General features: G+C 70.5%; 24 protein-coding genes. 8 read left to right on the top strand and 16 right to left on the bottom strand.

Annotated elements, in window-relative coordinates; all coding sequences use genetic code 11:
- Positions 1 to 3: 3 nt before the first annotated feature.
- From alr to BLQ50_RS06480, 3 genes are read right to left on the bottom strand one after another with little or no spacing between them, the layout of a single operon-like run.
- The gene (gene alr / locus BLQ50_RS06490) at positions 4 to 1,197 is read right to left on the bottom strand and encodes an alanine racemase (protein WP_093182194.1); all 1,194 of its coding nucleotides are present in this window, start codon (positions 1,195 to 1,197) and stop codon (positions 4 to 6) included.
- A 14-nt stretch (positions 1,198 to 1,211) separates the two neighbouring features.
- Positions 1,212 to 1,901, bottom strand: a complete 690-nt coding sequence (locus BLQ50_RS06485) for a nucleoside/nucleotide kinase family protein (protein ID WP_245700933.1) — start codon at positions 1,899 to 1,901, stop codon at positions 1,212 to 1,214.
- Positions 1,898 to 3,550, bottom strand: coding sequence for a bifunctional ADP-dependent NAD(P)H-hydrate dehydratase/NAD(P)H-hydrate epimerase (locus tag BLQ50_RS06480; protein ID WP_093182193.1), 1,653 nt, complete (start codon positions 3,548 to 3,550; stop codon positions 1,898 to 1,900). Before BLQ50_RS06480 ends, BLQ50_RS06485 begins: the two co-directional genes overlap by 4 nt.
- A gap of 69 nt (positions 3,551 to 3,619) precedes the next feature.
- Between BLQ50_RS06480 and BLQ50_RS06475 the strand changes: the two genes are divergently transcribed.
- Complete coding sequence (locus BLQ50_RS06475; protein WP_093182191.1) at positions 3,620 to 4,606, top strand: LLM class F420-dependent oxidoreductase; 987 nt, start codon at positions 3,620 to 3,622, stop codon at positions 4,604 to 4,606.
- Positions 4,607 to 4,647: 41 nt separating this feature from the next.
- Here BLQ50_RS06475 and BLQ50_RS06470 read toward each other — a convergent pair whose 3' ends face one another.
- Positions 4,648 to 5,013: a holo-ACP synthase gene (locus BLQ50_RS06470; protein ID WP_093182190.1), complete on the bottom strand. Its 366-nt coding sequence runs from the start codon at positions 5,011 to 5,013 to the stop codon at positions 4,648 to 4,650.
- Positions 5,010 to 6,872 carry a glutamine--fructose-6-phosphate transaminase (isomerizing) gene (glmS, locus tag BLQ50_RS06465; protein WP_093182188.1) on the bottom strand — a complete coding sequence of 621 codons (1,863 nt, stop codon included), beginning with the start codon at positions 6,870 to 6,872 and terminating at the stop codon, positions 5,010 to 5,012. Before glmS ends, BLQ50_RS06470 begins: the two co-directional genes overlap by 4 nt.
- Before the next feature lie 52 nt (positions 6,873 to 6,924).
- On the opposite strand from glmS, the gene coaA reads away from it, so the two are divergent.
- On the top strand, positions 6,925 to 7,875 hold the full coding sequence (gene coaA, locus BLQ50_RS06460) for a type I pantothenate kinase (RefSeq protein ID WP_245700932.1): 951 nt from the start codon (positions 6,925 to 6,927) through the stop codon (positions 7,873 to 7,875).
- Here coaA and BLQ50_RS06455 read toward each other — a convergent pair.
- From BLQ50_RS06455 to BLQ50_RS06425, 7 genes are all read right to left on the bottom strand, one after another.
- Positions 7,823 to 8,512, bottom strand: a complete 690-nt coding sequence (locus tag BLQ50_RS06455; RefSeq protein ID WP_093182185.1) for a DedA family protein — start codon at positions 8,510 to 8,512, stop codon at positions 7,823 to 7,825. The two genes, coaA and BLQ50_RS06455, sit on opposite strands and share 53 nt — an antisense overlap.
- A 135-nt stretch (positions 8,513 to 8,647) precedes the next feature.
- The gene (locus tag BLQ50_RS06450; protein ID WP_425424082.1) at positions 8,648 to 9,292 is read right to left on the bottom strand and encodes a peptide deformylase; all 645 of its coding nucleotides are present in this window, start codon (positions 9,290 to 9,292) and stop codon (positions 8,648 to 8,650) included.
- The gene (gene glmM / locus BLQ50_RS06445) at positions 9,292 to 10,638 is read right to left on the bottom strand and encodes a phosphoglucosamine mutase (RefSeq protein ID WP_093182182.1); all 1,347 of its coding nucleotides are present in this window, start codon (positions 10,636 to 10,638) and stop codon (positions 9,292 to 9,294) included. Before glmM ends, BLQ50_RS06450 begins: the two co-directional genes overlap by 1 nt.
- Before the next feature lie 95 nt (positions 10,639 to 10,733).
- Entirely contained in the window at positions 10,734 to 11,222 is a 489-nt protein-coding gene (rpsI, locus tag BLQ50_RS06440) for a 30S ribosomal protein S9 (RefSeq protein ID WP_093182181.1), read from the bottom strand.
- 44 nt (positions 11,223 to 11,266) lie between these two features.
- Positions 11,267 to 11,710, bottom strand: coding sequence for a 50S ribosomal protein L13 (rplM, locus tag BLQ50_RS06435; RefSeq protein ID WP_093182179.1), 444 nt, complete (start codon positions 11,708 to 11,710; stop codon positions 11,267 to 11,269).
- 299 nt (positions 11,711 to 12,009) lie between these two features.
- Positions 12,010 to 12,900 carry an oxygen-dependent tRNA uridine(34) hydroxylase TrhO gene (gene trhO, locus BLQ50_RS06430; RefSeq protein WP_093182178.1) on the bottom strand — a complete coding sequence of 297 codons (891 nt, stop codon included), beginning with the start codon at positions 12,898 to 12,900 and terminating at the stop codon, positions 12,010 to 12,012.
- Positions 12,901 to 12,926: 26 nt separating this feature from the next.
- On the bottom strand, positions 12,927 to 13,934 hold the full coding sequence (locus tag BLQ50_RS06425) for a LacI family DNA-binding transcriptional regulator (RefSeq protein ID WP_093182611.1): 1,008 nt from the start codon (positions 13,932 to 13,934) through the stop codon (positions 12,927 to 12,929).
- A 257-nt stretch (positions 13,935 to 14,191) separates the two neighbouring features.
- Between BLQ50_RS06425 and BLQ50_RS06420 the strand changes: the two genes are divergently transcribed.
- The 4 genes from BLQ50_RS06420 to BLQ50_RS06405 all read left to right on the top strand — a co-directional run bounded on the left by BLQ50_RS06420 (position 14,192) and on the right by BLQ50_RS06405 (position 18,886).
- Positions 14,192 to 15,436, top strand: coding sequence for an ABC transporter substrate-binding protein (locus tag BLQ50_RS06420; RefSeq protein ID WP_175559045.1), 1,245 nt, complete (start codon positions 14,192 to 14,194; stop codon positions 15,434 to 15,436).
- Between the two features lie 79 nt (positions 15,437 to 15,515).
- A complete protein-coding gene (locus tag BLQ50_RS06415; RefSeq protein WP_093182175.1) occupies positions 15,516 to 16,490 on the top strand; it encodes a carbohydrate ABC transporter permease in 975 nt (324 codons plus the stop codon).
- Positions 16,487 to 17,311, top strand: coding sequence for a carbohydrate ABC transporter permease (locus BLQ50_RS06410; RefSeq protein ID WP_175559044.1), 825 nt, complete (start codon positions 16,487 to 16,489; stop codon positions 17,309 to 17,311). Before BLQ50_RS06415 ends, BLQ50_RS06410 begins: the two co-directional genes overlap by 4 nt.
- Positions 17,312 to 17,356: 45 nt before the next feature.
- The gene (locus tag BLQ50_RS06405) at positions 17,357 to 18,886 is read left to right on the top strand and encodes an alpha-N-arabinofuranosidase (protein WP_093182173.1); all 1,530 of its coding nucleotides are present in this window, start codon (positions 17,357 to 17,359) and stop codon (positions 18,884 to 18,886) included.
- A gap of 57 nt (positions 18,887 to 18,943) precedes the next feature.
- On the opposite strand, the gene BLQ50_RS06400 is transcribed toward BLQ50_RS06405, so the two are convergent.
- Positions 18,944 to 20,644 (bottom strand): ABC-F family ATP-binding cassette domain-containing protein, encoded by a 1,701-nt coding sequence (locus BLQ50_RS06400; RefSeq protein ID WP_093182171.1) that lies wholly within the window; start codon positions 20,642 to 20,644, stop codon positions 18,944 to 18,946.
- Between the two features lie 117 nt (positions 20,645 to 20,761).
- Between BLQ50_RS06400 and BLQ50_RS06395 the strand changes: the two genes are divergently transcribed.
- Positions 20,762 to 21,163: a DUF5709 domain-containing protein gene (locus BLQ50_RS06395; RefSeq protein ID WP_093182168.1), complete on the top strand. Its 402-nt coding sequence runs from the start codon at positions 20,762 to 20,764 to the stop codon at positions 21,161 to 21,163.
- Positions 21,164 to 21,188: 25 nt separating this feature from the next.
- On the opposite strand, the gene BLQ50_RS06390 is transcribed toward BLQ50_RS06395, so the two are convergent.
- On the bottom strand, positions 21,189 to 22,076 hold the full coding sequence (locus BLQ50_RS06390) for a tRNA pseudouridine synthase A (RefSeq protein WP_093182607.1): 888 nt from the start codon (positions 22,074 to 22,076) through the stop codon (positions 21,189 to 21,191).
- A 41-nt stretch (positions 22,077 to 22,117) separates the two neighbouring features.
- Here BLQ50_RS06390 and BLQ50_RS06385 point away from each other — a divergent pair, with 41 nt between their 5' ends.
- The gene (locus BLQ50_RS06385; RefSeq protein ID WP_093182165.1) at positions 22,118 to 22,888 is read left to right on the top strand and encodes an ROK family protein; all 771 of its coding nucleotides are present in this window, start codon (positions 22,118 to 22,120) and stop codon (positions 22,886 to 22,888) included.
- Here the strand turns inward: BLQ50_RS06385 and BLQ50_RS06380 are convergent.
- Both BLQ50_RS06380 and BLQ50_RS06375 read right to left on the bottom strand, forming a co-directional pair.
- Entirely contained in the window at positions 22,841 to 23,677 is an 837-nt protein-coding gene (locus BLQ50_RS06380) for an alpha/beta fold hydrolase (protein WP_093182163.1), read from the bottom strand. The genes BLQ50_RS06385 and BLQ50_RS06380 overlap by 48 nt on opposite strands.
- On the bottom strand, positions 23,674 to 25,692 hold the full coding sequence (locus tag BLQ50_RS06375; RefSeq protein WP_093182161.1) for a DUF6541 family protein: 2,019 nt from the start codon (positions 25,690 to 25,692) through the stop codon (positions 23,674 to 23,676). Before BLQ50_RS06375 ends, BLQ50_RS06380 begins: the two co-directional genes overlap by 4 nt.
- Between the last annotated feature and the right edge of the window lie 53 nt (positions 25,693 to 25,745).

Below are 25,745 nucleotides of genomic sequence, written 5' to 3'. Positions count from 1 at the left end.
TGCTCAGTCCTGTCCGAGGTAGACGCGGGGCACCCGGTCACCGAGCCGGGTGGTGATCTCGTAGCTGATGGTGCCGGCCGCGTCCGCCCAGTCCTGGACGGTCGGGCCGCCGTCGAGGCCGTCGCCGAAGAGGACGACCCGGTCCCCCGCCTGCTCGGCGGCGTCGGGACCGAGGTCGAGGACCAGCTGGTCCATACAGACCCGGCCGGCGACGGCGAGGGTGCGCGCGGCGCCGCCCGTCCCGACCCGCACGGGTCCGCCGGGGTGGTCGGGCAGGGAGCCCGAGGCGTGCCGCGGGATCCCGTCCGCGTAGCCGAGGGGCACGACGCCGAGCGTCGTGTCCTGCGTCGTGGTGTAGGCGTGCGCGTAGGACACCCCGGAGCCGGCCGGCACGGTCTTGACGGTCGCCAGGCTCGCTTCGAGGGTCATCGCGGGGCGCAGCCCGTAGGCCTGCGGCCCGGCGAGGTCCGGGACCGGGGACAGGCCGTAGACGGCGAGGCCGGGGCGGACCAGGTCGTAGTGCATGCGCGGGTTGGTCAGTGTGGCCGCGGAGTTGGCGAGGTGGCGGACCTCCAGGTGCGCCCCGGCCCGCTCAGCCAGGCGCACCGCGGCGTCGAAGGTGTCCGCCTGCGCCAGGACCGTGGGGTGGGTGGGGTCGTCGGCGAAGGCAAAGTGCGACCAGATGCCGACGACCTCCACGAGCCCGGCGGACTGGGCGGCGACGGCGCCGGCGAGGAAGGCGGGCAGCGCGGCGGGCAGCAGGCCGTTGCGGCCCAGCCCGGTGTCGACCTTGATGTGCACCCGGGCCGTCCGTCCGCGCTCGCGCGCCGCGGCGACCACCTCGGTCAGGGCCCACGGCGCGGCGACGGACACGTCGATGTCGGCGTCCAGCACGTCGCCCAGCGGGGCACCGGGGGCGTAGAGCCAGGTGAGGATGCGCCCGGTCAGGCCCGCGGCACGCAGCGCGAGCGCCTCGGCGATCTGCGCGGTCCCCAGCCAGGTGGCCCCGCCCCGGACGGCGGCGCGGGCCGACGGGACGAGGCCGTGCCCGTAGGCATCGGCCTTGACCACGGCCATCACCTGGGCGCTGCGGCCGGCGACGGGTGCGGCGTGGGCGGCGAGGGCTCGGACGTTCGACCGGATCGCGGCGAGGTCCACGAGCGCCCGCGCCGGGTAGTAGGGGTAGTTGGTGCTCATGGTGTCCGATTCTCTCACCGCCCGCGCACGGCGGCGTCCCTCCGGGTGCGGGTGGCCGCGACCAGATCGGCGTTGCCCTGGTCGGGGCCCAGGGTCCAGGCCCGCGCCGCGGCCTGCGTGCGCCCGTGCCGCACGTGCCGGGCGACCAGGCGTTCCACCCGGACGTCGTCGGGCAGGTCGAGGTACCAGGTCTCGTCCAGGAGCGTCCGGACGCGCGCCCACGGGCCGTCGTCGAGCAGCAGGTAGTTGCCCTCCGTGACGACCACCTCAACACACGGGTCGACGGCGATCGCGCCGGCGATCGGCTCCTCGAGGTCGCGGTCGAAGGACGGTGCGTAGACCGTCTCGGTCCGCGAGCGCAGCCGGGTCAGGAGATTGACGAAGCCGGCGGCGTCGAAGGTGTCCGGGGCGCCCTTGCGGTCCTGGCGGCCCAGCCGGGCGAGCTCGGCCCCGGCGAGGTGGAAGCCGTCCATCGGGACGCAGGTCGCGGTCGTGCCGGCCGCGTTCAGCGCGCCGACGAGCCCGGCGGCCAGGGTCGACTTCCCGCAGCCGGGTGGCCCGGCGATGCCGACGAGGATCCGCGGCGGACGCACTCCGGAAGAGTCGGGCGGGGCGGCCTGGTCCGGCCGGGCCGCGGCGAGCAACGCCTGGACGCGGCTGAGGAGGTCGTCCGGGGCGTAGACGGGCTGCAGCTGTTCCGTCACGCGAGCGGGTCCCGTCCGGCGAGCACATCGGCGATCGTCGCGGGGAGCGCCCGCGCGACGTCGAGGGCCGCGACCGGGCCGCCGGGGTTGGCGCGGTGGGCCGCGAGCCCGTGCAGGAGCGAGGCCGACGCCGCGAGCAGGGCCGGCAGCGCGGGGTCCTTGACCGCGGCCACGCTGTGGGCGGCGAGCAACGAGCCGAGCAGGCCGGTGAGCACGTCCCCGGCGCCCGCGGTCGCCAGCCACGACGGCCCGTCGGCCTGGGTGTAGGTCACTCCGGGGCCGACGACGACGGTCGTGGCCCCCTTGAGCAGGACGGTCGCGCCGGTGAGGTCGCGGGCCCGGCGGGCCCAGGCCAGCGGGTGCGCCTCGACGTCGGACCGTTCCACGCTCTCCCCCCTCGACCGCAGCAGCTCGGCGAGCTCGCCGGCGTGCGGGGTGATGACGAGCCACGGCGGGCAGTCGCGAGGGAGCAGCGCGATCGCTCCGGCGTCGACCGCGGCCGGGACCACGTCGCCGACGACGTCCGAGCCGAGCAGACCGGTCACCTGCGCGAGGGCGTGGCGGATGCGTCCCTGCTGAGCCCGGGCCGCCTCGTCGGTCGCGGGCGGGGCGGGCGAGATCCCGGGGCCGAGCGCCCAGGCCTGCACCCGGCCACCGGCCGGGACTGCCTCGGGGCGCGCCGCGAGAACCGCCGCGGTGACCTCCCGCGCGCCGAGGTAGCGCACCATCCCGACGCCGGCCCGGATCGCGCCGCTCACCGTGAGGACCGCGGCCCCGGGGAACTGCTGGGTGCCGGCCACGACGCCGAGCACCCCGCGGGTGTATTTGTGCGCGTCGGCGGCGGGCACGGCGAGGACGCCGCGCGAGACGAGGTCCGCGGCGGTGAGACGGCGGACGGCGGCTGCGCTGGTGGTGGCCGGCCCGGCCTGCCCGGGGAGACCGAGCCCGATGTCGACGACCTCGATCCGGCCAACGTGGGCCGAGGCCGGGGGCAGCAGCAACCCGGACTTGACCGCCCCGAAGGTGACGGTCAGGTCCGCGGTCAGAACCGGGCCGTCGGCCGCCCCATAGATGGCGCCGTCGTCGACGCCGATCCCGCTCGGCACGTCGACGGCGACCACGACCGGCCGGGACCGGAGCGGGCGGGTCCCCAGGACTGCGACGGTCGCGGCGACGAGGTCACGCGCCGACCCGCGCAGCCCGCCCCTCCCACCGATCCCGAGCAGTCCGTCAAGAACGATGTCCGCCGAGGCCATGAGGTCGGCGGCCTCGGCGACCGTGACGATATCGCCGGCGAGGGCACCGGTCGTGGTGTCCTCTCCCGTGCACGCCACGACCGTCCCGCCGGCCGCGCGCAGGGCCGCGAGCGCGGCGTCGTGCACGCGATCGCCGACCAGGACGGCGACGACGTGGACGCCGCGCGCGGCGACCCTCGCTCCGGCGTAGAGCGTGTCCCCTCCGTTGTTGCCCGGTCCCACAAGCAAGACCGCGCGGTTGCGGTTCAGCCCCGGACGACCGGTGCGCGCGCGCAGCTCGCGCACCGCCGCGGCCGCGAGCGCGAAGGCCGCCCGGTCCATCAGCGGAACGCCCGCCGCCAGGAGCGGCTCCTCGGCGGCACGGACGGCGGACGACTCGTAGGCCTCGATCATCTGGCCATCATGCCGTGAACAGGGCGTCTGCGCCGGAAGGTCACGGCTGCGAATGCGTACTGTGGAGCCATGCGATTCGGACTCTTCATCCCACAGGGCTGGCGCCAAGACCTCACAGGCATCGCCCCAGCCGCCCACTGGACCACCATGAACGGCCTCGCCCAGCACGCGGACACGGGCACGGTCTTCGACTCGGTGTGGGTCTACGACCACTTCCACACCGTGCCCGAGCCGACCACGGAGGCCACCCACGAGGCGTGGTCGCTCATGGCTGCCTTCGCGGCGTCGACGTCCCGGGTCAAGCTGGGGCAGATGTGCACGTGCATGGCCTACCGCAACCCGGCCTACCTCGCCAAGGCCGCCACGACGGTCGACATCATCAGCGGCGGCCGTGCGCAGATGGGCATCGGCGCCGGCTGGTACGAGGAGGAGTGGCGGGCCTACGGCTACGGCTTCCCGCGTGCCGGGGAGCGCCTGGACGCCCTCGACGAGGGCGTGCAGATCATGAAGCAGATGTGGACCCAAGGGTCGGCGACCTTCGCTGGGAAGCACTTCCAGGTCGACGGCGCGCTCAACTACCCGCTGCCGCTCCAGGACGGCGGGCTGCCGCTGTGGATCGCGGGTGGCGGGGAGAAGAAGACCTTGCGGATCGCGGCCCAGCACGCCGACTTCACGAACTTCGACGGCGCGCCCGAGGTCTTCGCCCACAAGTCGGCCATCCTGGCCAAGCACTGCGCGGAGCAGGGACGCGACTTCGCCGACATCACCCGATCGGCCAACTACAACGTCGTCATCGGGGAGACCGAGAAGGACGTCGCCGATCGCCTCGCGTGGATCGGTGAGCACTACGCCAAGACGGTTCCGGCGAAGGCCGCCAGTACGGTCGAGGACCTCCGCTCGGGTCCGCTCGTGGGGACCCCCGAGCAGATCGTCGAGACCCTCACGGGGCTCAAGGCGCTGGGCATGACCTACGCGATCACGTACTTCGCCGAGGCGGCCTACGACCGGTCCGGCATCGAGCTCTTCGAGTCGCAGGTCGCCCCGGCGCTCGCGTAGTCGAACAACCTGCGATCACCCGGCGGGCGAGTGACAGTTGCTCACGAGCGAGCGTCCGGTCCCTCGATCACGACCATCGCGGTTGCGATCCCGCCGTCGTGCGAGAGGGAAAGGTGCAGGCTCGTCACGCCGAGGGCGGCCGCCCTCGCGGCGACCGTCCCGCGCATCTCGATGACCGGGGCACCGCCGGGGACCCGCGGGATCGTCGCATCGTGCCAGTGCAGGTCGCCCGGGGCGCCCAGGGCCTTGGCCAGGGCCTCCTTGGCGGCGAACCGGGCAGCCAGCGAGGACGGGGCGAGGTCGCGCTCGACGGGAGTGAACAACTTCTCCCGCAGCCTCGGCGCACGCTCGAGCGTGGCCATGAAGCGCGCGATGTCGACGACGTCGACCCCGACCCCGAGGATCACTCGACCGTGACGGACTTTGCGAGGTTGCGCGGCTGGTCCACGTCGAGGCCGCGGGCGGTCGCGAGCTCGCAGGCGAAGATCTGCAGCGGCACGACGGTCAGCAGCGGGGCGAGCAGCGTGGGGCACTGCGGCACCCAGAACACCTCGTCGGCGAAGGGCAGCACCGCGTCGTCGCCGTCCTCGGCGATGACCAGGGTGCGCGCGCCACGGGCCCGGATCTCCTGGATGTTGGAGATCACCTTGGAGTGCAGGGAGTCACGGCCACGCGGGGATGGCACGACGACGAAGACCGGCTGGCCGGGCTCGATGAGCGCGATCGGGCCGTGCTTGAGCTCGCCTGCCGCGAAGCCCTCGGCGTGGATGTAGGCGAGTTCCTTGAGCTTGAGCGCACCCTCCATCGCGACCGGGAATCCGACGTGGCGGCCCAGGAACAGGACCGAGGAGGTGTCGGCCATCCAGCGGGCGATCTCCCGGACGCGGCCGCCGCGGTCGATGACCTCCTGGATCTTGGCGGGCATGGCCTTGAGGTCGTCGAGGATCTCGGCGATCTCGTCGGGGAACTTGTTGCCGCGCAGCTGGGCGAGGTACAGCCCGAGCAGGTACGCGGCGGTGATCTGGGACAGGAACGCCTTGGTCGAGGCGACCGCGATCTCCGGGCCGGCGTGGGTGTAGAGCACGGCGTCGGACTCGCGCGGGATCGTCGACCCGTGGGTGTTGACGATCGAGATGACCTTGGCGCCCTGCTCGCGGGCGTGGCGGACGGCCATGAGCGTGTCCATGGTCTCCCCGGACTGGGTGATCGCCACGACGAGGGTCTTCTCGTTGACGACCGGGTCGCGGTAGCGGAACTCGTGGGCGAGCTCGACCTCGACCGGGATGCGGCACCAGTGCTCGATCGCGTACTTCGCGACGTGACCGGCGTAGGCCGCGGTCCCGCACGCGATGACGACGATCTTGTCGATGCTGCGCAGCACGGCCTCGTCGATGCGCAGGTCGTCGAGGATCAGACGACCTGCGATGTCGGTGCGGCCCAGCAGGGTGTCGCCCACGGCCTGCGGCTGGTCGTGGATCTCCTTGTCCATGAAGGAGGCGAAGCCGCCCTTCTCCGCGGCGGCCGCGTCCCAGTCGACCGTGAAGCGGCGCGGCTCGACGGCCTCGCCCTGGAAGTCGATCACGGAGACGGCGTCCGGGGTGATCGTGACGATCTGGTCCTGGCCGAGCTCGAGGGCCTCGCGGGTGTAGGCGATGAAGGCGGCGACGTCGGAGCCGAGGAAGTTCTCGCCCTCCCCCAGCCCGACGACGAGCGGGGAGTCGTGACGGGCGCCGACGACCGTGTCGGGGTGGTCCGCGTGCACGGCCAGGAGGGTGAAGGTGCCGTCCAGGCGCAGCGCGACCCGGCGCATAGCCTCGGTGAGGTCACCGGCCGCGGCCAGCTCCTTCGCGAGCAGGTGGGCGGCGACCTCGGTGTCGGTCTCGGAGAGGAAGGTCACGCCGTCGGCGAGCAGCTCCTGCTTGAGCACGGCGAAGTTCTCGACGATCCCGTTGTGGATGAGCGCGAGCTTCCCGTCCTCGGACAGGTGCGGGTGGGCGTTGAGGTCGTTGGGCGCGCCGTGGGTGGCCCACCGGGTGTGCCCGATCGCGGCGGTCGCGTCAGCGAGCGGGCGCGCCTCGAGCTCGTCGACAAGATTGACCAGCTTGCCGGCCTTCTTCATCATCGTCAGCAGCGCTCCAGGTGCGACGAGCGCCACACCGGCAGAGTCGTATCCGCGATACTCGAGGCGCCGCAGGCCGCTGATCACGACCTCCTGGGCACGGTCGGACGGGGTCTGGGCGCCTACATATCCAACGATTCCACACATGGTCGCCAGTCTAATCGACGCGCCCCCCACTTCGATCAGGCAGAATCATCGGGTGGTAGCCACCAGCCTCGTCCCAGCCACGCCGTATGTCGATCTTGATCGCGCGGCCTGGTACCGACTCTCGGAGTCGACCCCGCTCCCGCTGACCGACGACGACGTCGCCCGGCTGCGGGGCCTGGGCGACCCGATCGACCTCGCCGAGGTAGACACGATCTACCGTCCGCTCTCGCGGCTGCTCAACCTGTATGTCGCGACGGCCGCGAGCCTGACCCGCGCGACGTCGACATTCCTGCGCGAGGAGTCCGGGGGCACCCCCTACGTCATCGGCGTGGCCGGGTCAGTCGCGGTGGGCAAGTCCACGACGTCGCGGGTGCTGCGCGAGCTGATGGCCCGCTGGCCGGACACCCCCCGGGTAGAGCTCATCACGACCGACGGGTTCCTCTACCCCAACGCCGAGCTCGAGCGCCGCGGGCTGATGGACCGCAAGGGGTTCCCCGAGTCCTACGACCGACGCGCCCTGCTCCGCTTCCTCACCAAGGTCAAGGCCGGCCGCCCCGAGGTCCGCGCCCCGGTCTACGACCACCTGACGTACGACATCGTGCCGGGCAAGGAGATCGTCATCCGCCGGCCCGACGTGCTCATCGTCGAGGGCCTCAACGTGCTCCAGCCGGGCCGCACGACCGAGAGCGGGTCGAGCCTCGCGGTGAGCGACTTCTTCGACTTCTCGATCTACGTCGACGCCCGCACCTCCGACGTGCGCCAGTGGTACGTCGACCGCTTCCTGTCCCTGCGCAGCACCGCCTTCGCCCGCCCAGAGTCCTACTTCCACCGCTACGCGACGCTGTCCGACGACGAGGCCGTCGCCAAGGCAGAGGGCATCTGGGACTCGATCAACGAGCCGAACCTCCTGGCGAACATCCAGCCCACCCGGTCCCGGGCGACGCTCGTTCTCACCAAGGGGCCGAACCACTCCGTCCAGCGGGTGCGGCTGCGCAAGATCTGAGCGGCGCGAGAGCTGGCTTGCGGGCCACCTCGCCCGCGCCGCGTACCCGGAGCGCCCTGCCCAGCACCCAGTCCACCCCGAAGCCGATCGCGCCGCCGCCGACGACGCCGAGCACGACCGCCAGGAGCGGGTTGCCGTTCAACCACGTCCCGGCTCCGAGGCCGATCAGGGTCGAGTACACCGCCCAGGTGCCCGCGGCGATCGCGGACAGGGGAAGGAACCGCCGCAGCGGGTACCGTGCAGATCCCGCGGTCATGTTCACCGCGACCCGCCCCACCGGGATGTACCGCGCCGCGATGATGAGCGGCGCGGGCCGGTCGAGGAGGGCGCCATCCGCCCAGGCGAAGGCCGCCTGCATCTGCCGGCCTCGCATGAATGGGAGCCTGCGGATCGGCAGTCGCGCACCGATCGTGTAGGCCAGCAGGTCACCCGCGAAGGCACCGACCGCGGCCGCCGCGACGAGGAGCCAGAGGTTGGGACCCGCCGAGGACGAGGCCAGCGCCGCGACCCCGATGATCAAGGACTCGCTCGGGATCGGCGGGAAGAACGCGTCGATGAAGACAAACGCAATGACGATCGCAAGGATCCACGGCGATGCCGCAAGGGTCGCGGCCCAGACTTCAAGTCCGTCAAGCATGGCAGGCCTTCCGTCGCCGATCCGGTCCCGGCCAGCCTAGGCAGGGGCGGCCTCTAGAGACATCAGGGGTGTCCCCCATCTCTCCCCTGAGATCCCATCGTGGGACGACCGGCCAGAACATCGGCCAAATGCCGATCAGCCCAGCGGAAAGTTCAGGATCTCCGCCGCTGTGGCCGGGTCCGGGGTGTCGGCCCAGAACCGCGAGAGGTTCTCGTTGCTGGACAACGACCGCAGCTCGGCGTGGTCGAGGTAGAGCTGGCCCCGCAGGTGGTCGGTCTCGTGCTGGATGATCCGCGCCGGCCACCCGGTGAGGACCTCATCGAGCTCGCGCCCGGCCTGGTCCTGTCCGGTGAGGCGGACGCTGCGGTGACGGGAGACGACGGCCTGGTAGCCGTCCACGCTCAGGCATCCCTCGTAGAAGGCGCGGCGCTCGGTCCCCACCCCCTCGTAGGACGGGTTGATGAGTGTCCGGTGCGCAACCGGCGTCCGCTCCCGCGGGTCGCTCGCGGCGTTCTCCCCGACCCCCGGGTCCCACACCACGGCGATCGCGAGCCCGACGCCGATCTGCGGCGCGGCGAGCCCCACGCCGGGGGCGTCCAGCATGGTCAGGCGCATGGCGTGCAGGAAGTCGTCGAGCAGGTCGCCAAGCTGTCCGTCGTAGACGGCGGACGGCGCGCGCAGCACCGGGTGCCCGGCCTGGACGATCGGCAGCACACCACGGTCGTTGGCATCGAGGAACGCCTCGACGGCCGCCCGGAACACGGGATCGGTCGCCACGATCAGAGGGAGAGTCGCGCGCGGACGACGTCGGCCAAGGAGTGGGCGATCTGATCAGCCTGGTCCTGGCTCTCCGCCTCGACCATGACCCGCACGAGCGCCTCGGTTCCGGAGGGGCGCAGCAGCACCCGGCCCGTCTCCCCCAGGACAGCCTCGGCGGCAGCCACGGCGCTGAGCACCTCGACGTCGGTCTTCGCAGCGGACTTGTCCACCCCGGTCACGTTGACCATGGTCTGCGGCAGCCGCCCGATGCTCGACGCGAGCTCGGACATGGTCACCTTGGCCTCGGCGAGCCGGGAGAGCAGGTGCAGCGCGGTCAGCGTGCCGTCCCCCGTCGTCGCGTAGTCGGTGAGCAGCACGTGCCCGGACTGCTCCCCGCCGACGGAGAACCCACCGCGGCGCATCTCCTCGAGCACGTAGCGGTCCCCCACGTTCGTCTCGACCGTGCGGATGCCCGAGCGTGCCATGGCGAGCTTGAGCCCGAGGTTGGACATGACCGTGGTCACCAAGGTGTCGTTCGCGAGGGTGCCGCGCGCCGCGTGCGCCTGGGCGAGGATTCCCATGATCTGGTCGCCGTCGACGATGTTGCCCTCCTCGTCCGCGGCGATGCACCGGTCGGCGTCGCCGTCGAAGGAGACACCGGCGTGCGCCCAGTGCCCGACTGTGGCGGCCGCCATCCGGCGCGGGTGGGTCGCCCCGTAGCCGTTGTTGATGTTCTCCCCGTCGGGGTAGGAGCCGATCACCACGACCTCGGCGCCGGCGCGGCGCAACGCCTCGGGGCCGACCTCGCTCGCGGAGCCGTTGGCGCTGTCGACGACGACCTTGAGGCCGTCGAGCCGGTAGGGAACGGTCCCGACGATGTAGTCGACGTAGCGCCACACAGCCGTGAAGTCCTGGGTCATCCGGCCGACCGCGGGGCCGATCGGGCGCTCCCAGTCCTCACCCATGCGGGTCTCGATCTGGTCCTCGACATCGTCGGCAAGCTTGTAGCCCGAGCGGTCGAAGAACTTGATGCCGTTGTCCTCCATCGGGTTGTGCGAGGCGGAGATCATCACGCCAAGGTCGAAGTCCATGTTCCCGGCCAGGTAGGCAACCGCCGGGGTAGGAACCACGCCGACGTCGACGACATCGATCCCCGCGCTGGCCAGGCCGGCGCAGACGGCGGCGGAGAGGAACTCCCCCGAGGCCCGCGGGTCGCGTCCGACGACGGCTTTGGGGCGGTGCCCGGAGAAGACGCCGCGCTGGCCGAGCACGTGCGCGGCGGCGACGGCGAGGTCGAGGGCCAGCTCCGCAGTGACGTCGCGGTTCGCCAAGCCCCGCACGCCGTCTGTTCCGAAAAGTCGACCCATGTCTGCCACGCCCCACCTTGAAAGAATGTTTGTCTAGTTAACAAAAAGCGACGGCCCCGATGGAGAACCATCGGGGCCGCCGCGAGAGCGCAAGATCAGCGCTTGGAGTACTGAGGTGCCTTACGGGCCTTCTTGAGTCCGGCCTTCTTGCGCTCGACGACGCGTGCGTCGCGAGTGAGGAAGCCAGCCTTCTTCAGCGCGGGGCGGTTGTTCTCTTCATCGACCTCGTTGAGTGCACGAGAGATGCCGAGACGCAGCGCGCCGGCCTGGCCGGAGGTGCCACCACCGTTGATGCGTGCGACGACGTCGAAACGACCCTCGACGTCAACGAGCTTGAACGGGGAGTTCACGAGCTGCTGGTGGACCTTGTTCGGGAAGTAACCCTCGAGCGTGCGCCCGTTGATCTTCCACTGTCCGGTGCCGGGGACGATGCGCACGCGGGCGATCGCCTCCTTGCGACGTCCCAGGGCCTGGGCCGGCGCGGTGTTGCTCTGGCCGCGGCCCGCGGGGGCAGCAGTCTCAGAGGTGTAGGTGCTGGGAGCTTCTTCGTCCAGCGTGTCGATGTCAACGGTGGTTTCAGCCACAGCGGTGTCCTCGTGTCCTTGTATGTCGGCTCAGCAGGCGGAGCCTACTGGGCGACCTGGGTGATCTCGAAGGGCTTCGGCTGCTGCGCAGCGTGGGGGTGCTCAGCGTCACGGTAGACCTTGAGCTTGCCCAGCTGGTTGCGACCGAGGGTGGTCTTGGGAAGCATGCCGCGGACGGCCTTCTCCACTGCGCGCTCGGGGTGCTTCTCCAGGAGATCGGAGTAAACAACCGCACGCAGACCACCCGGGTAACCGGAGTGGGTGTATGCAAGCTTCTGCTCACGCTTGTTGCCGGTCAGGGCAACCTTGCCGGCGTTGATGACGATGACGAAGTCACCGCCGTCGACGTGCGGAGCGAAGGTGGCTTTGTGCTTGCCTCGGAGCAAGGTAGCAACGTGGGTAGCGAGGCGGCCCAGGACGACATCGGTCGCGTCGATGACGTACCAGTCACTCTGGACATCGCCGGGCTTCGGGGTGTACGTGCGCACGGTCGTAGCCTTCGTTTCGTGTTCGTGTGTCTTCTCCGACGCAGGATTCTGCAGTCGGCGAGGTCGGTGAGCGCTTCGTGGGTAGACCTCGCGAGTGGGCGCACCGGTCACGTGTGGAAGCACAACGACTAGTCACGATATCCGCTCTAGGGGCAGCCGGTCAAAACCGGTTACATCACAGCGACGAGCCTCAGCAGATGCTGCCGAAATCAGGTCACCGTTCTTAGAAGCAAGAGCAGAAATGACAAGCCGTTAACAGATACTACCCGAGCGCTGGCGATCGGCATATCACGACTACCTCACACGCTGACGGGTTCACAGGACGCACAGACCTGGACGGCCGCACCGGGGACACATCCGGCGCAGACGACCCGCAACGTCTTGCACGACGGCGCGGCGCAGTTCTCGTAGTTCGCGGTCGTCGCCTGGCACAGGACGCAGCGCCCGAGCGAGCGGGTCTGATCGTCGAACTCGACGTGCATCCGCTGGTCGAAGACGTAGAGCGAGCCTTCCCACAGGCCCTGGGAACCGAAGGTCTCCCCGTAGCGGACGATGCCGCCGTCAAGCTGGTAGACCTCACCGAAGCCGCGGGACGCCATGAGCGAGGAGAGCACCTCGCAGCGCACCCCGCCCGTGCAGTAGGTCACGACCGGGCGGCCCTTGAGGTCGTCGTACTTGCCCGAGTCGAGCTCGGCCACGAAGTCGTGGGTCGTGCTTACATCGGGCACGATCGCGCCCTTGAACCGGCCGATCTCCGCCTCGAAGGCGTTGCGCCCGTCGAAGAACACGACCTCCTCGCCCCGCGCGGCCACGAGGTCGTCAACCTCCTGGGGGCTCAGGTGCACCCCTCCCCCGACCACCCCGGTCGAGTCCACCGTGAGCTCGTCAGGGGCGCCGAAGCTCACGAGCTCGGGGCGGACCTTGACGCTCAGCCGCGGGAAGTCGACCCCGGTCCCCTGCGACCACTTGACGTCCATGTCCGCGAAGCCGGGGTACTGACGGGTCGTCCGGACGTAGCGCTTGAGGTTCTCGACCGTGCCGCCGAGGGTCGCGTTGATCCCGTGCTCGGAGACGATCACCCGGCCGGTCAGGTCCCACTGCTGTGCGAGCGCCGTCTGCCAGAGCTTGACCGCGAGCGGGTCGGGGACCGGGGTGAAGGCGTAGAAGAGGACGATCTTGTGCACAGCCATGCCCCAAGCCTAGAGGGCGCCCGCGGTCAGCGACGCGTCGAGCCCCTCAGGACGAGCCGCACAGGTCCCACGACGTGCTCGGGCACGACCGGTTCGTCGCCCGCCGCGATCCGGCGGTCGAGGAGGCGCAGCGCCCCGTCCACCATCGCGAGGTGGCCGGGGTCGACCGTCGAGAGCGCCGGCACCAGGAACTCGGAGAGATTGAGGTTGTCGAAGCCGATCACCTGGACGTCCTCGGGCACGCGCAGCCCGGCCGCCGCGAGGCCCGCCAGGACCCCGATGGCGACGGCGTCGGTCACCGCGAAGACGCCGTCGAAGGGGACCCTGGAGTCCACGAGCGCGCCGATGGCGCGGTGCGCCTCGGCGCTGTCCGGCGCCGCCATCTCGATGACCAGCCGCGGGTCCGGCTCGCGCCCGGCGTCGGCATGAGCCGCGCGCCACCCGGCGGTACGCATCTGCGACATGCCGCTCTCCTGGGGTGACCACTCCCGAGCGCCACCGAGGATCACGACGGATCGCGAGCCGGTCGCCAGCATGTGGGCGGTCGCCAGCCGGGCGCCCTCGACGTTGCCCATGGACACGTGGTCGAAGCGCTCCGGGAGCTCGCGCTCGCCCAGGAGCACGATGGGGGTCGCGGTGCGAAGACGGTCCACGTCGGCGCTGTCGAGCCCCACCACGGAGAGCAGGACGCCGTCATACATCTTGAGCCGGGCGAGCGAGACGGCGGCCAGCTCGCCCTCGCGGGTCGCCCCACCCTGCTCGACAACGAGGTGTCGGCCGGTCGCCTCGAGCGCGCGGGCCACCCGCGCGGCCAGGTCGCCGAAGTAGACGTGGTCGAAGCACGGAACGATGAGGGCGACGGTGTCGGTGCGTCCCGCGCGCAGGCGGCGGGCGTTCAGGTTGACCTCATAGCCCAGACCGGCGATGACGTCGAGCACCCGCAGCCGCGTCTCGGCGCCGACCCGGGGCCTGCCGTTGACGACGTTGGACACCGTCATCACGGAGACGCCGGCCTCGCGAGCGACGTCGCTCATGGTGGTCACGGTGGTTCCTTTCACGCACTGGTGGGAACACGTTCCCACACGGCTCCAGATGTGAACGTTCTCAAAACGTGATCGTCGAGGGTTGACGACCTCGGGGGCGAGGTGCCAGAGTCCTCTTCAACACCCAGGTGTATCGATATACCACCTCGATGACGAGCGTAGTCGGCAATGCGGCCGACCCACCTCACCGGAGAGATCGACGCGCCGGTGCGAGCAGTGCACGCCCCTGGAAACGAAGGAGTTCCCTCATGAAGCGACGCCCACTCATCATCGCCACTGCGATGGCGGCAGCCATGGCCCTCACCCTCTCCGCATGCGGCAGCGGTGATGGCGACGACTCCGGCAAGACCACGATCACCTTCCTGTCCTGGACGGGCGAGGCGCAGATGACCCCGGTCCTCGACGCCTTCGCCACGGCCCACCCCGAGATCAAGGTCGAGACCTCCTACTCGCCACCGGTCGCCGAGTACATCCAGGCCCTCCAGACGCGCGTGCTCTCCGGCACGGCCCCCGACGTCTTCCTCATCGCAGCCGAGAACAAGACCAACCTCATCGACGGCGGCCACGTCGTCGACCTGGCCGGCGAGCCGTTCCTCGACAACGTCGCCGAGTTCAACCAGGAGACCTACGGCCGCGACGGAGCCGTGTACGGCCTGTCCGTGTCCTCCTGGGCGGCCGGCTACGCCTACAACAAAGACCTCCTGGCCGAGGTCGGGTACGACGCGATCCCCGAGACCTGGGACGAGTTCCTCGAGATGTGCACCAAGCTCAAGGACGCAGGCATCACGCCGTTCCTCGAGAGCGTCGACCAGATGCCGACCACCATCTCCTCCTGGGTCGGCGCTCAGGGCGCGTCCATGAGCCCCACGCTCGACGACCAGATCTTCTCCGGTGCGTCGACCTTCGAGGAGCAGTGGACACCGGCGCTCACGGAGTACAACCGCGTCTTCACCGAGGGCATCATGTCCAAGGACGTCGTGGGCCTGGACGGCGACATGGTCCGTGACGAGTTCGCCAACGGTCGCGTCGCCATCATCAACGCCGGCCCGTGGATCATCGCACCGGTGCGCGAGGCGGCTCCCGACCTCAACTTCGCCTACTCCGCCATCCCCGGCATCGACGGGAACGCACCGTTCCTCGCCGGAGCCGCGTCACCCGGCTACGCCATCAACTCCAAGTCGAGCGAGGCCAAGCAGGCGGCCGCCAAGACCTTCCTGACGTTCCTCTCCTCACCGGAGGGCGTGAAGGTCTATCAGGCCCAGACGAACGACGTCACCGTCACGAGCGACTTCGACCCGCCCGTCGACGAGGCCTTCGCCCCGCTCGCCGGCGCGATCCGGGCCGGCGACCTCTACCTGCCGATGATCTCCTGGCAGCGCTCGGAGGACATCCTCAACGTCGAGGCCGTGGCGCAGATCCAGCGGATGATCCAGGGCCAGATCACGCCGGCCGAGGTCGCCAAGGCGATGGACTCCAAGCTCGCAGCATCCTGAGCTAGCAAAAGCTCGGCGACGCGGGGAGGCCGCTTCGGCCTCCCCGCGTCGCTCGCACACTGCGAAAGGCGACCCAGACATGACAGCACTGCTCAACCGGCGGAGCCCCGCCGGAGACGCCGAAAAAATTGGCGGGCGGAGCACACGGCGCGGCATCGGGGGTGGGACCGCGGGCGGCTGGAAGCAGATCACCGTCAACCAGGCATTCCTTCTACCCGCGATCGTCGTCTTCGTGTTCCTCTTCGTCATCCCGCTCGGGCAGACCTTCTACTGGAGCCTGACCGACTTCACGGGCTACAGCCCCGAGACCAACTTCATCGGTCTGCACAACTACAAGGTGATTCTGACCGATCCCTCGATGCTCGCGGGGCTCAGCTTCACGCTGCTGTTCGGCGTGGGAACAACCATCATCATCACGGCCCTGGCGATCCCGCTGGCGGTCCAGCTCAACAAGGCCTTCTTCGGACGCAACTTCGTGCGGTCGTTGTGGTTCTTCCCCGCAATCCCCAGCATGGCGATCCTCGGCCTGGTCTGGCGCTACATCCTGTCCCCGCTCGAGTCCGGCGTGCTCAACTCGGTCCTCAAGACGGTGTTCGGCATCGGACCCATCGGCTGGTTGTCCGTGGACAACCTCGCCAAGCTCTCCGTGATCGTCGTCGGCGTCTGGGGCGCCGTCGGATGGCACGCCGTGCTCTACACGGCCTACCTGCAGTCCATCCCGGACGACTACTACGAGGTGGCCAAGATCGACGGCGCCTCCCCGCGGCAGCAGTTCTTCGCGATCACCCTCCCGCTCCTGACCCCGGCCATGGTGATCAGCACGTTCCTGCTGATGACCGGAGGGTTGAAGGTCTTCGACCTGCCGTACACCCTCACCAACGGCGGACCCGGGTTCTCCACCTACACGATCACGCAGTCGATCGTGGTCTCCGGGGTGGGACAGGGGCGCTACGGACTGGCCTCGGCCCTCGCTGTGCTCTTCACCCTCGCCGTCGGGCTGCTGGCCTTCGGTCAGCTCCGACTGACCAAGACGATCGAGAGGCGGTTCACATGAAGGCTCCGATGTGGCGTCGCGCCCTCCTGAGCGTGGTCATGATCACCATGGCCTGCTTCGTCGCCATCCCGCTCTACTACATCGTCATCAACACCTTCAAGACCCAGGCCGACATGGTGGCTTCCCCGCTGTCCCCTCCCACGGAGTGGTTCTTCGGAAACTTCAAGGAGGTCTTCAGCGACCCTCGCATCTTCCGGTCCTTCGCCAACACGCTGTACGTGACAGCACTGTCGGTGATCCTGCAGCTTGTGGTCGGCGCGATGGCCGCGTACGCGATGGTCATGCGCACCAGCAAGCTGAACGCCTTCCTGGGGGGCGTCCTGCTCCTGGGGTTCATCGTTCCCGGCCAGTCCACCCTCATCCCGCTCTATCGGACCCTGGTCGGCTTCAAGCTCGTCGACAGCCTCAACGGCCTCGTCGTGATGTACATGGGAGGGGCGATCTTCTGCTACTTCCTCATCCAGGGCTATATCCGCACGCTGCCCTTCGAGATCATCGAGGCCGCGCGCCTCGATGGGGCTGGAGCGTTCCAGATCTTCTGGCGCATCGTGCTGCCGCTCATCAAGCCGATCCTGTTCACGGTGGGGGTGTTTCAGACCATGTGGGTGTGGAACGACTTCCTCCTGCCGACGGTGTTCATCTCCTCGCCCGGCAAGCGCACGATCGTGCTGCAGGTCTACAACGCCGTCTCGGAGTTCACGACCGACTGGCCGATGTTCATGACCGTCTCCGTCGTCGCCCTCATCCCGATGGTCATCTTCTTCGTCTTCACCCAGAAGCACATCGTCAACGGCCTGCTGGCCGGGGGCGTCAAAGGCTGATCCACCACCCGTCCCCGCTTCTACCCCGACTTGGAGCCTCCTCACGTGTCAACCACCACAACCGCCGTCATCAACCTCGATGTACCCGGTCCCACCATCTCCCGCCACGTCTATGGCCACTTCGCCGAGCACCTGGGCCGCTGCATCTACGGCGGCTTCTGGGTGGGCGAGGACTCCGACATCCCGAACGAGGGCGGCATCCGCCTCGACGTCGTCGAGGCGCTGAGGGCGCTGAGCATCCCGAACCTGCGCTGGCCGGGCGGCTGCTTCGCCGACGACTACCACTGGCGCGACGGCGTCGGCCCACGCGAAGACCGCCCTCGGATGGTCAACTCGCACTGGGGCGACGTCGTGGAGGACAACTCCTTCGGCACCCACGAATTCATGAAGCTGTGCGAGCTGCTCGGGGCCGAGCCCTACGTCAACGGCAACGTCGGATCGGGCACGGTACGCGAGATGAGCGAGTGGGTCGAGTACCTGACCCGCGGCGACGACTCACCGATGGCGAGCCTGCGCCGCGAGCACGGGCAGGACGAGCCGTGGAAGGTGCCCTTCTTCGGGATCGGCAACGAGGCATGGGGGTGCGGGGGGAACATGGACGCCCAGCACTACGCGAGCCTCGCGCGCCAGTACGGCACGTACGTCCGCAACCACGGCGAGAACCAGGTCTACAAGATCGCCGCCGGCGCGAACGTCGACGACTACACCTGGACCGAGACGCTCATGAAGGCGCTCTCCTGCCTGGGGTGCTCGCGCACGCCCAACAACTTCTTCCAGGGCCTGTCCCTGCACTACTACACCCACACCGGGCCGTGGGAGGACAAGGGCGACGCGACGTCCTTCACCCGGGAGGAGTACTACCTGACGATGAAGCGGGCCGCCCGGATCGAGGAGCTCGTGCGCGGGCACGCCGCGATCATGGACTGCTACGACCCCGAGCGCACCGTCGGCCTGATCGTCGACGAGTGGGGCACCTGGTGGAACGTGGAGGAGGGCACCAACCCGGGCTTCCTGTACCAGCAGAACACCCTGCGCGACGCGCTCGTGGCGACCGTCCACTTCGACGTCTTCCACGCCTTCGCCGACCGCGTGGCCATGGCGAACATCGCCCAGACCGTCAACGTGCTGCAGGCCATGATCCTCACCGACCCGGACTCCGGCGCACTGGTCCTGACGCCGACCTACCACGTCTTCGAGATGAACACCGGGCACCACGACGCCCAGCAGCTCCCCGTGCACCTCAAGGGCGACCTGCCCACGCGCGAGGTGGAGGGATCGGCGCTCAACCTGCTCTCGGCCTCGGCCTCCACCAAGGGCGACACGGCCCTGGTCTCGCTGTCCAACCTGGACGCGGAGGGCCCCCGCACCGTGGTGCTCGACCTGCGCGGGCGGGCGGTGAGCGCGTTCTCGGCGCGATTGCTCGGCGCGAGCGACATCCAGGCGCACAACACCCCCGAGGTGCCCGACGCCGTCGCGCCGGTTCTGCACACGGGTATCCGCACGCACGCCCTCGGCCTCGAGGTGGACCTGCCGGCCCACTCCTACGTCACCGTCTCCCTCGAGCTGGCCCCCTGAGCACGGTCGACGTGTCCCCGGCTCGGCGCCCGGGTGATACCGCACCCGGGCGCGGGCTCAGCGCTCGCGCCGGACCCGTTCCACGTCCCACACTGGCTCGTCGGTCAGCTGCACCCGGCCGTCGCTGCCGAAGACGAGGAAGCGGTCGAACCCGCGCGCGAACCACCGGTCGTGGGTGACGGCGACGACCGTGCCCTCGAACTGCGCCAGCCCGGCCTCGAGCGCCTCGGCCGAGTGCAGGTCGAGGTTGTCGGTCGGCTCGTCGAGCAGCAGCAGGGTCGCTCCCCCCAGCTCGAGCAGCAGGATCTGGAAGCGGGCCTGCTGCCCACCGGACAGGGTCTCGAAGCGCTGCTCGGCCTGGCCGGCGAGCTCGTAGCGGTCGAGCGCCTTGCTCGCCGGCTCCCGGCTCATCCCGTCCCGGGCGCCCTCCCCGCGGTGCAGGATGTCCAGCAGCGTCTTGCCGTCGAACTCGGGGTGGGTGTGGTTCTGCGCGAACCATCCCGGACGCACCCGTGAGCCGAGCGTGACCGTCCCGGTGTGCGCGACCGGTCCACCGTGCACCGGGGCCCCGCCCGGGACCGGGGCGTGGTCGGAGTCGGCGGGGTCCGGGTTCGACCCACCCGCGGCGAGCAGCCGCATGAAGTGGGACTTCCCCGAGCCGTTGGAGCCCAGGACCGCGACCCGGTCGCCGAACCAGACCTCGGCGTCGAAAGGTTCCATCAGGCCGGTGAGCTCGAGGGCCCCCGCGACGACCGCGCGCTTGGCGGTGCGACCGCCGGTCAGGCGGACCCGGACGTTCTGCTCGCGGACGACCACCTCGGGCGGTCCGGCGTCCTCGAAGCGGCGCAGCCTGCTCTGGGCGGCCTGGTACCGACTGGCCAGCCCGTCGTTGAAGGCGGACTTGTTCTTGAGCGCGTTCACCAGGTCCTTGAGCTTGGCGTGCTCCTCGTCCCAGCGTCGGCGCATCTCCTCGAGCCGGCTCATCCGGTCGTCGCGAGCCGCCCCGTAGGTCGCGAAGCCTCCGCTGTGGACCCAGATGGACCCCCCGGACGGGTTCGGCTCGAGCGAGGCGACCTGGGTCGCGGTCCGCGAGAGCAGCTCCCGGTCGTGGCTGATGAACAGGACGGTCTTGGCGGTCGCGGCAAGCTGGGTCTCCAGCCACCGCTTGGTGGGCACGTCGAGGTAGTTGTCCGGTTCGTCGAGCAGCAGCACCTCTTCAGGGCCGCGCAGCAGCGACGTAAGGACAAGACGCTTCTGCTCCCCGCCGGACAGTGTCCGGACCTCGCGCCACTGGGCCCGCTCGAAGGGGATGGACAGGACCTCGTCGGTCACGTGGTCCCAGTCGTTCTCGGCCTCGTAGCCGCGGGCGTCGGACCAGTCGGCGATCGCCTGCGCGTAGCGCATCTGGGTCGGTTCGTCCTCGGCCGTCATCATCGCCAGCTCCGCGGCGGCCAGCTCGATCCCGGCCTCGCGCACCGCGGGCGGGGCGAGATCGGTGAGCAGGTCCCGGATGGTGCGGTCGTCGTCGATCCGGCCGACGAACTGACGCATGACCCCGAGGCCGCCGCTGCGGTTCACCCGGCCGCTGTGCGGGGCGAGGTCGTCGGCGACGATCCGCATGAGCGTCGTCTTGCCGGCCCCGTTGGGACCGACCAGGGCGACCTTGGCGCCGTCGCCCACCCGGAGGTTCACTCCCGAGAGCAGGGGACGCCCGTCGGGGAGGAAGTAGCTGATGTCGTTGATGTCGATATGGCCCACCGACCAAGTGTGCGGCCTGGGGGCCGGAAGAGGCGAACCCTTTCCGTGCCCCGATCGGCTCGACCGCGGACGCGCGCCCGACATGCATTCTCCCTGGTCCGGTGCAAGTGTGGGGTCATGAGCAACAACACATCAGACCCCGGCACGGACCCCGAGCTCGGCTCGGAGGTCGACTCCGACCAGCTGACCAAGGAGGACACCCTCCTCGAGCGCGGCGTCGACGACCTGCTCGACGAGGGGTACTCCCCTCCCGAGCGCGACCGCAACAACCACTTCGGTGAGACCGCACGGGAGGAGAGCACCGGGGAGTCCCTCGACCAGCACCTCGCCCAGGAGGAGCCCGACGTCTGGGACCGCCCTGACATCGGCGGCGGCGAGCCCGACCGCGCGGGGCGGCTGGTCGCCGACTCCGATGCCCTGGACGGGCGGGTGAACGACACCTTCGCCGAGGACGAGGGTGTGGCCGGCGGGGCGGCGACCGCCGAGGAAGCCGCCATGCACGTCATCCAGGAGCCCTGAGACCGACCGGGCAGACAGGGCTGGCCTACGGCTCGCCCGGCACCCAGACGTGCTCGTCCATCCGGCGAGCCCGGATCTGCTCGGCGCGCAGCGCCAGCTCGGCGTCCGGGGGATAGAGCACCTCCTCGAGCACGAGGCCGTGCGCATCGATGACCCCGGCCCGTGGGTCGCGCTCCCCGAGGGCGAGCACCTGGGCGGGCCAGTCGATGTCCTGACGGCCCTCCCCCACGGCGAGCGAGGCGCCCACGAGCGCCCGCACCATGTTGTGACAGAACGCGTCGGCCTGGATCCGCGCGACGACCAGCCCGGCATCGGGACCCTGTGAGGGCCGCTCCCAGCTGAACTCCTGCAGGTGGCGGATGGTCGTGGCACCCGGGCGGGGACGGCAGAAGGCCGCGAAGTCCCGCACGCCCAGGAGCGGCTGGAGGGCTGCGTGCATCGCGCCGACGTCGAGGCCGCGCCGGGTCCAGAGCACCCAGTCGCGGGTCAGCGGGTCGTGCAGCTCCGGGGCGTCGGCGATGCGGAAGGTGTACCGGCGCAGCAACGCCCCGAACCGTGCCTCGAAGCCGGGTGGGGCCTCGCTCACCGCGCGCACCCTCAGGTCGCCGGGGAGCACCCCGTTGAGCCGGGACAGCAGGGCCTGGGCCGGGGTCCGCCGGGCCTCACCCGGCCGTCCGGCGACCCGTGCCCACACCTGCGGGTCGAGGTCCAGGTGGGCCACCTGACCCCGGGAGTGCACTCCGGAGTCGGTGCGCCCGGCGACGGTGACACGCGGGGCCGGCACGCGCAGGACCGTGGTGAGCGCGTCGTCGAGCACGCCCTCCACGGTCCGCAGGCCGGGCTGGGTAGCCCACCCGGCAAAGTCGGTACCTCGGTAGGAGAAGTCGAGCCGGATGCGGATCACGCCGTACATCATCGCCTACCGCCCTGCCCGCGTGCCACTAGTGTGGGCACATGGCTCTTGCGCACTCACCCGGGACCCTCACGTTGTCGGTGGACTGCGGAGGCGGCGGGATCAAGGCGGCCGTGCTCGACTCCGCAGGGACTGCGCACGCGCCGGCCGCTCGGGTCCCCACACCGTATCCGCTCCCGCCGTCGCTGCTGGTCTCCACGATCGCCGCGCTGGCCGCCGACCTCCCCCGCGCGGACCGGGTCAGCGTGGGCATGCCCGGGATGATCCGGCACGGCGTCGTGATCCACACCCCGCACTACATCACCCGATCCGGTCCGCGGACCCGTGTCGACCCCGAGCTGCGCGAGCAGTGGACCGGCTTCGACATCCGGGCTGCCCTCACCGAACGGCTCGCGGCGCCCACCCTCGTGCTCAACGACGCCGAGCTGCACGGCGCCGGGGTCATCGCCGGAACCGGCCTGGAGCTTGTGCTCACGCTGGGCACCGGTCTCGGCTCGGCACACTTCGACGGCGGCGCGATCGCGCCCCACCTCGAGCTCTCCCACGCGCCCCTGCGCCGCGGGACCAGCTACGACGAGTACATCGGGGAGATCGAACGTCGCCGCCTCGGTAACGGCCTGTGGTCGCGCAGGGTCGCCCGCGTGGTCGCCGGTCTGCGCCCGGTCTTCTGGTGGGACAGGCTCTACCTCGGCGGCGGCAACTCCCGCCAGCTCACCCAGCCGGTCCTCGACCAGCTCGGCGACGACGTCGTCGTGGTGACGAACTCAGCGGCTCTGGTCGGTGGGTCGCGGGCCTGGGACCTGCTGACCTGACCCCTGGCCTGCCCCGTGGCCGGCACGGCCCGCTGCGGTCGCGTCCAGCGCCTCGAGCAGCACCCGGGTGAAGGCGACCGGGGCGTCGAGGCTCACCAGGTGCCGCGCATGCGGCACGACGACGTGGTGGACCGGCTGGCCGCTGCTGCGGGCGGCCCGCAGCATGCGGCCCTCCTGGGACCGGAAGTGGTCGAAGCGACCGTTGACCACCCACACCGGACATCCCACCGTGGCCAGGTCCGCCTCCGGGTCCAACCCAGCCACGGCCCGCAGCGCCTGAGACATGACCGTCAGCGCAAAGCCGCCCGCACCGATGTCCAGAGCCGCCTGGGGCGTGAGGAAGGTCCGCACGACGAAGGCGTTGAGCTGGGCCCCCGAACCCGGTGTCGCCTCGATCCACCGTGAGATCTCGGCCCATCCGGCCCGCAGCCGGACCTGGGGGCTCGTGCTGCACGCCGCGGCCACCAGACCACCGACCTGGTCGGGGTGACGGGCCGCATAGTCGACTGCCAGGAGCCCCCCGAGGGACAGCCCGACCAGGAGCACCCGCCCGCCCAGCTGCTCGACGCCGCCGGTGATCACCGCGCGCGCTGCGGCCACTGTGAACGGCTCGCCCAGACGTGTGCCATGACCCGGCAGGTCCACGGCGAGGACGGCAGCTCCGGCGGCATGCAGGGCCTCGACCTGAGCACGCCACATGGTCGACGACGTCCGGATGCCGTGCACGAGCAGCACGGGGAGGCGGTCGCCGCGGTCTCCGTGGGCGTCGTCGAGAGCGGCTGGGCTCATTCGCACGCGGTGATCCGGAACAGCTGCGCCGCGCCCTCGCTCGCGAGCAGCTCAAAGCCGCTCGCGGTGTCCACAGCGCGCAGGGCGTGGGTGGCTAGGTTGCTCGGCCACTTCTTGTCCTCCCGGTCGGAGCTGAGGTAGAAGTACTCCACCCCGAGCCTGGCGAGGGCCTCGCAGACCGCGGGGTCGCTGGACACCTCGTCGAAGTGCAGGGCGAGCAGCAGCTGGTCGGTGCCCAGCCAGTCCGCCCCGATCCGGTAGTACACCGGTGTCCGGGACCCGTAGGAGAAGATGAGCACCGCACCAGCGTTCGGGTCGCCGAGCACGACCGCATCGGCGGGCACCAGCTCGGGGAGCCGGTCGAGCAGCCGCCGGTCGTCGGCCGAGACGAGCAGCCTGGCGCCCAGGTTCTCGGGGTCGTAGACGCCGGCCGAGCGGGTGGCCATCGCCGGGACCCCGAGGACCACGCTCGAGGCCAGGACCGCCGCGAGCACCGTGGCGCCTGCCCGGACCGGGCTGCTCACCAGCCGTCCGGCGCCGCGGGGCGCCTTGTCCCTCACCCGCGCCGACCAGCGGGTGTGCAGGCGATTCGCCCACCATCCGACGCCCACCGCCGCGAGCAGGACCGCGGTGATCGGGTAGAGCGCCTCGAGCCGGAACACGTGCTTGTACCAGAAACCCGTGATCCCGCGCAGCCCGATCTCGGGGCCGCCGGCCAGCGCAGCCAGCGCGATCGTCAGGGCCCAGGCGAGCACCACCCAGCGCAGTCGCCGTTCCCGGAGCAGGACCACCACGCCGGTCAGGACGGCGGCGGAGAGCAGCACGTTGCCGGGGACCGACGCCAGAGTCGTGTCTCCGAGCAGGCGCGCGATCGTGAACAGGTAGGGCCGCTCGGGCAGGATCTGCTGATAGCCCATGACGTCCTTCAGGACGCGATCGAGCCCGCTGACCCGCGCTGCCGCTGCGACTCCGGCAGCAGCCACGACGACACCGGCGACCACCCAGACCACCGTCCGGCCGGTTCGCGGGTGCGCTCGCCACGCCCGCCAGGCGACAGCCAGCAGGAGCGGGCCGGCAAAGACGAGATAGGAGAACACCGTGTTCGGGTGCACGAGCACCATCCCCCCGACGGCCCCCGCCAGCACGACGGCGCCGCTCAGGGCGCGTCGCCGGCGCACCCGCGCGGCCAGCGCGGCGTCGTGCCAGCTGCGCACCCAGAGCACGGTCGCGGCGAGCACCGCCGGAATCATGGCGGTGCCCAGCCCGTTCGGCCACTGTGCCGAGAGCACCAGCTGACCGAAGGGAAAGAAGGAGAATGACGTACTGAGCGCCGCCACGACGACGACGGCCCACGGCTGGGCGGGCAGCACGGCGCGGGCGAGCGCAACCATGGACAGCGGCCACAGCACGGTCGCGACGGCAAGCATGCCCGCGGTCGAGACCACCCCGGCCGACCCGAAGGGCACGAGCGCGAGCGCTCCGTGCCACAGACTCGGGTAGAAAGCCCCCGCGCCGGCGCTGCTGACCACGAGGTCCAGGCCACCGAACATCGACGCGTTGTGATCCTGACGGACCAGCTCGAGACCGTTGAGGTGCACGACGGCGTCGCGCACCTGAAGCGGGGCGGCGAGGTCGGGCATACCGGCGAAGACGCCGATCACGAGAAGCGCACCGGCGAGCAGCGCGGCGGTCCAGAGGGCGCGGATGACCATGGTCGGGAGCTGTGCGGTCCGCAGCGGCGGGTCGTGGCGTCTCCACCGCCCCAGCAAGAGGGCGACGCCCGCGGCCGGTACGGCCGCCGCCAGGACGGCTGGAAGCCCCCAGGGCAGGCCCACCCGGTCGAGGACGACCGCGGCGGTCCCGTAGAGCAGAGCGGACACCGCTGGGCCCAGCGCCCACGCCACAAGGCCACGTACCCGGGCCAGCCACAGCAGCCCCGCCCCGGGGATCAGGAAGATTGCCACGACGCACGCGAAGGCGCCCGCAAAGGCCGGCACCTGCTCGGTCCACGTCACCCGGATCTGCCTTCGTCGTCTGCTGTCTGATCAGGGATGACGGTAGTGCATAT

Origin of the sequence: Sanguibacter gelidistatuariae (assembly GCF_900096585.1) — a bacterium.
Lineage (GTDB): Bacteria > Actinomycetota > Actinomycetes > Actinomycetales > Cellulomonadaceae > Sanguibacter > Sanguibacter gelidistatuariae.
The sequence above is the reverse complement of the archived record's forward strand: the minus strand, read 5'-3'. Positions and strand labels throughout refer to the sequence as shown.

Excerpts from the sequence above, each read along its gene's own strand:
- alr (WP_093182194.1), bottom strand. The coding sequence starts at position 1,197 with ATGAGCACCAACTACCCCTACTACCCGGCGCGGGCGCTCGTGGACCTC.
- BLQ50_RS06480 (WP_093182193.1), bottom strand. The coding sequence starts at position 3,550 with ATGATCGAGGCCTACGAGTCGTCCGCCGTCCGTGCCGCCGAGGAGCCG.
- BLQ50_RS06475 (WP_093182191.1), top strand. The coding sequence starts at position 3,620 with ATGCGATTCGGACTCTTCATCCCACAGGGCTGGCGCCAAGACCTCACA.
- glmS (WP_093182188.1), bottom strand. The coding sequence starts at position 6,872 with ATGTGTGGAATCGTTGGATATGTAGGCGCCCAGACCCCGTCCGACCGT.
- BLQ50_RS06455 (WP_093182185.1), bottom strand. The coding sequence starts at position 8,512 with ATGCTTGACGGACTTGAAGTCTGGGCCGCGACCCTTGCGGCATCGCCG.
- glmM (WP_093182182.1), bottom strand. The coding sequence starts at position 10,638 with ATGGGTCGACTTTTCGGAACAGACGGCGTGCGGGGCTTGGCGAACCGC.
- trhO (WP_093182178.1), bottom strand. The coding sequence starts at position 12,900 with ATGGCTGTGCACAAGATCGTCCTCTTCTACGCCTTCACCCCGGTCCCC.
- BLQ50_RS06425 (WP_093182611.1), bottom strand. The coding sequence starts at position 13,934 with ATGAGCGACGTCGCTCGCGAGGCCGGCGTCTCCGTGATGACGGTGTCC.
- BLQ50_RS06420 (WP_175559045.1), top strand. The coding sequence starts at position 14,192 with ATGAAGCGACGCCCACTCATCATCGCCACTGCGATGGCGGCAGCCATG.
- BLQ50_RS06415 (WP_093182175.1), top strand. The coding sequence starts at position 15,516 with ATGACAGCACTGCTCAACCGGCGGAGCCCCGCCGGAGACGCCGAAAAA.
- BLQ50_RS06410 (WP_175559044.1), top strand. The coding sequence starts at position 16,487 with ATGAAGGCTCCGATGTGGCGTCGCGCCCTCCTGAGCGTGGTCATGATC.
- BLQ50_RS06395 (WP_093182168.1), top strand. The coding sequence starts at position 20,762 with ATGAGCAACAACACATCAGACCCCGGCACGGACCCCGAGCTCGGCTCG.
- BLQ50_RS06390 (WP_093182607.1), bottom strand. The coding sequence starts at position 22,076 with ATGTACGGCGTGATCCGCATCCGGCTCGACTTCTCCTACCGAGGTACC.
- BLQ50_RS06385 (WP_093182165.1), top strand. The coding sequence starts at position 22,118 with ATGGCTCTTGCGCACTCACCCGGGACCCTCACGTTGTCGGTGGACTGC.
- BLQ50_RS06380 (WP_093182163.1), bottom strand. The coding sequence starts at position 23,677 with ATGAGCCCAGCCGCTCTCGACGACGCCCACGGAGACCGCGGCGACCGC.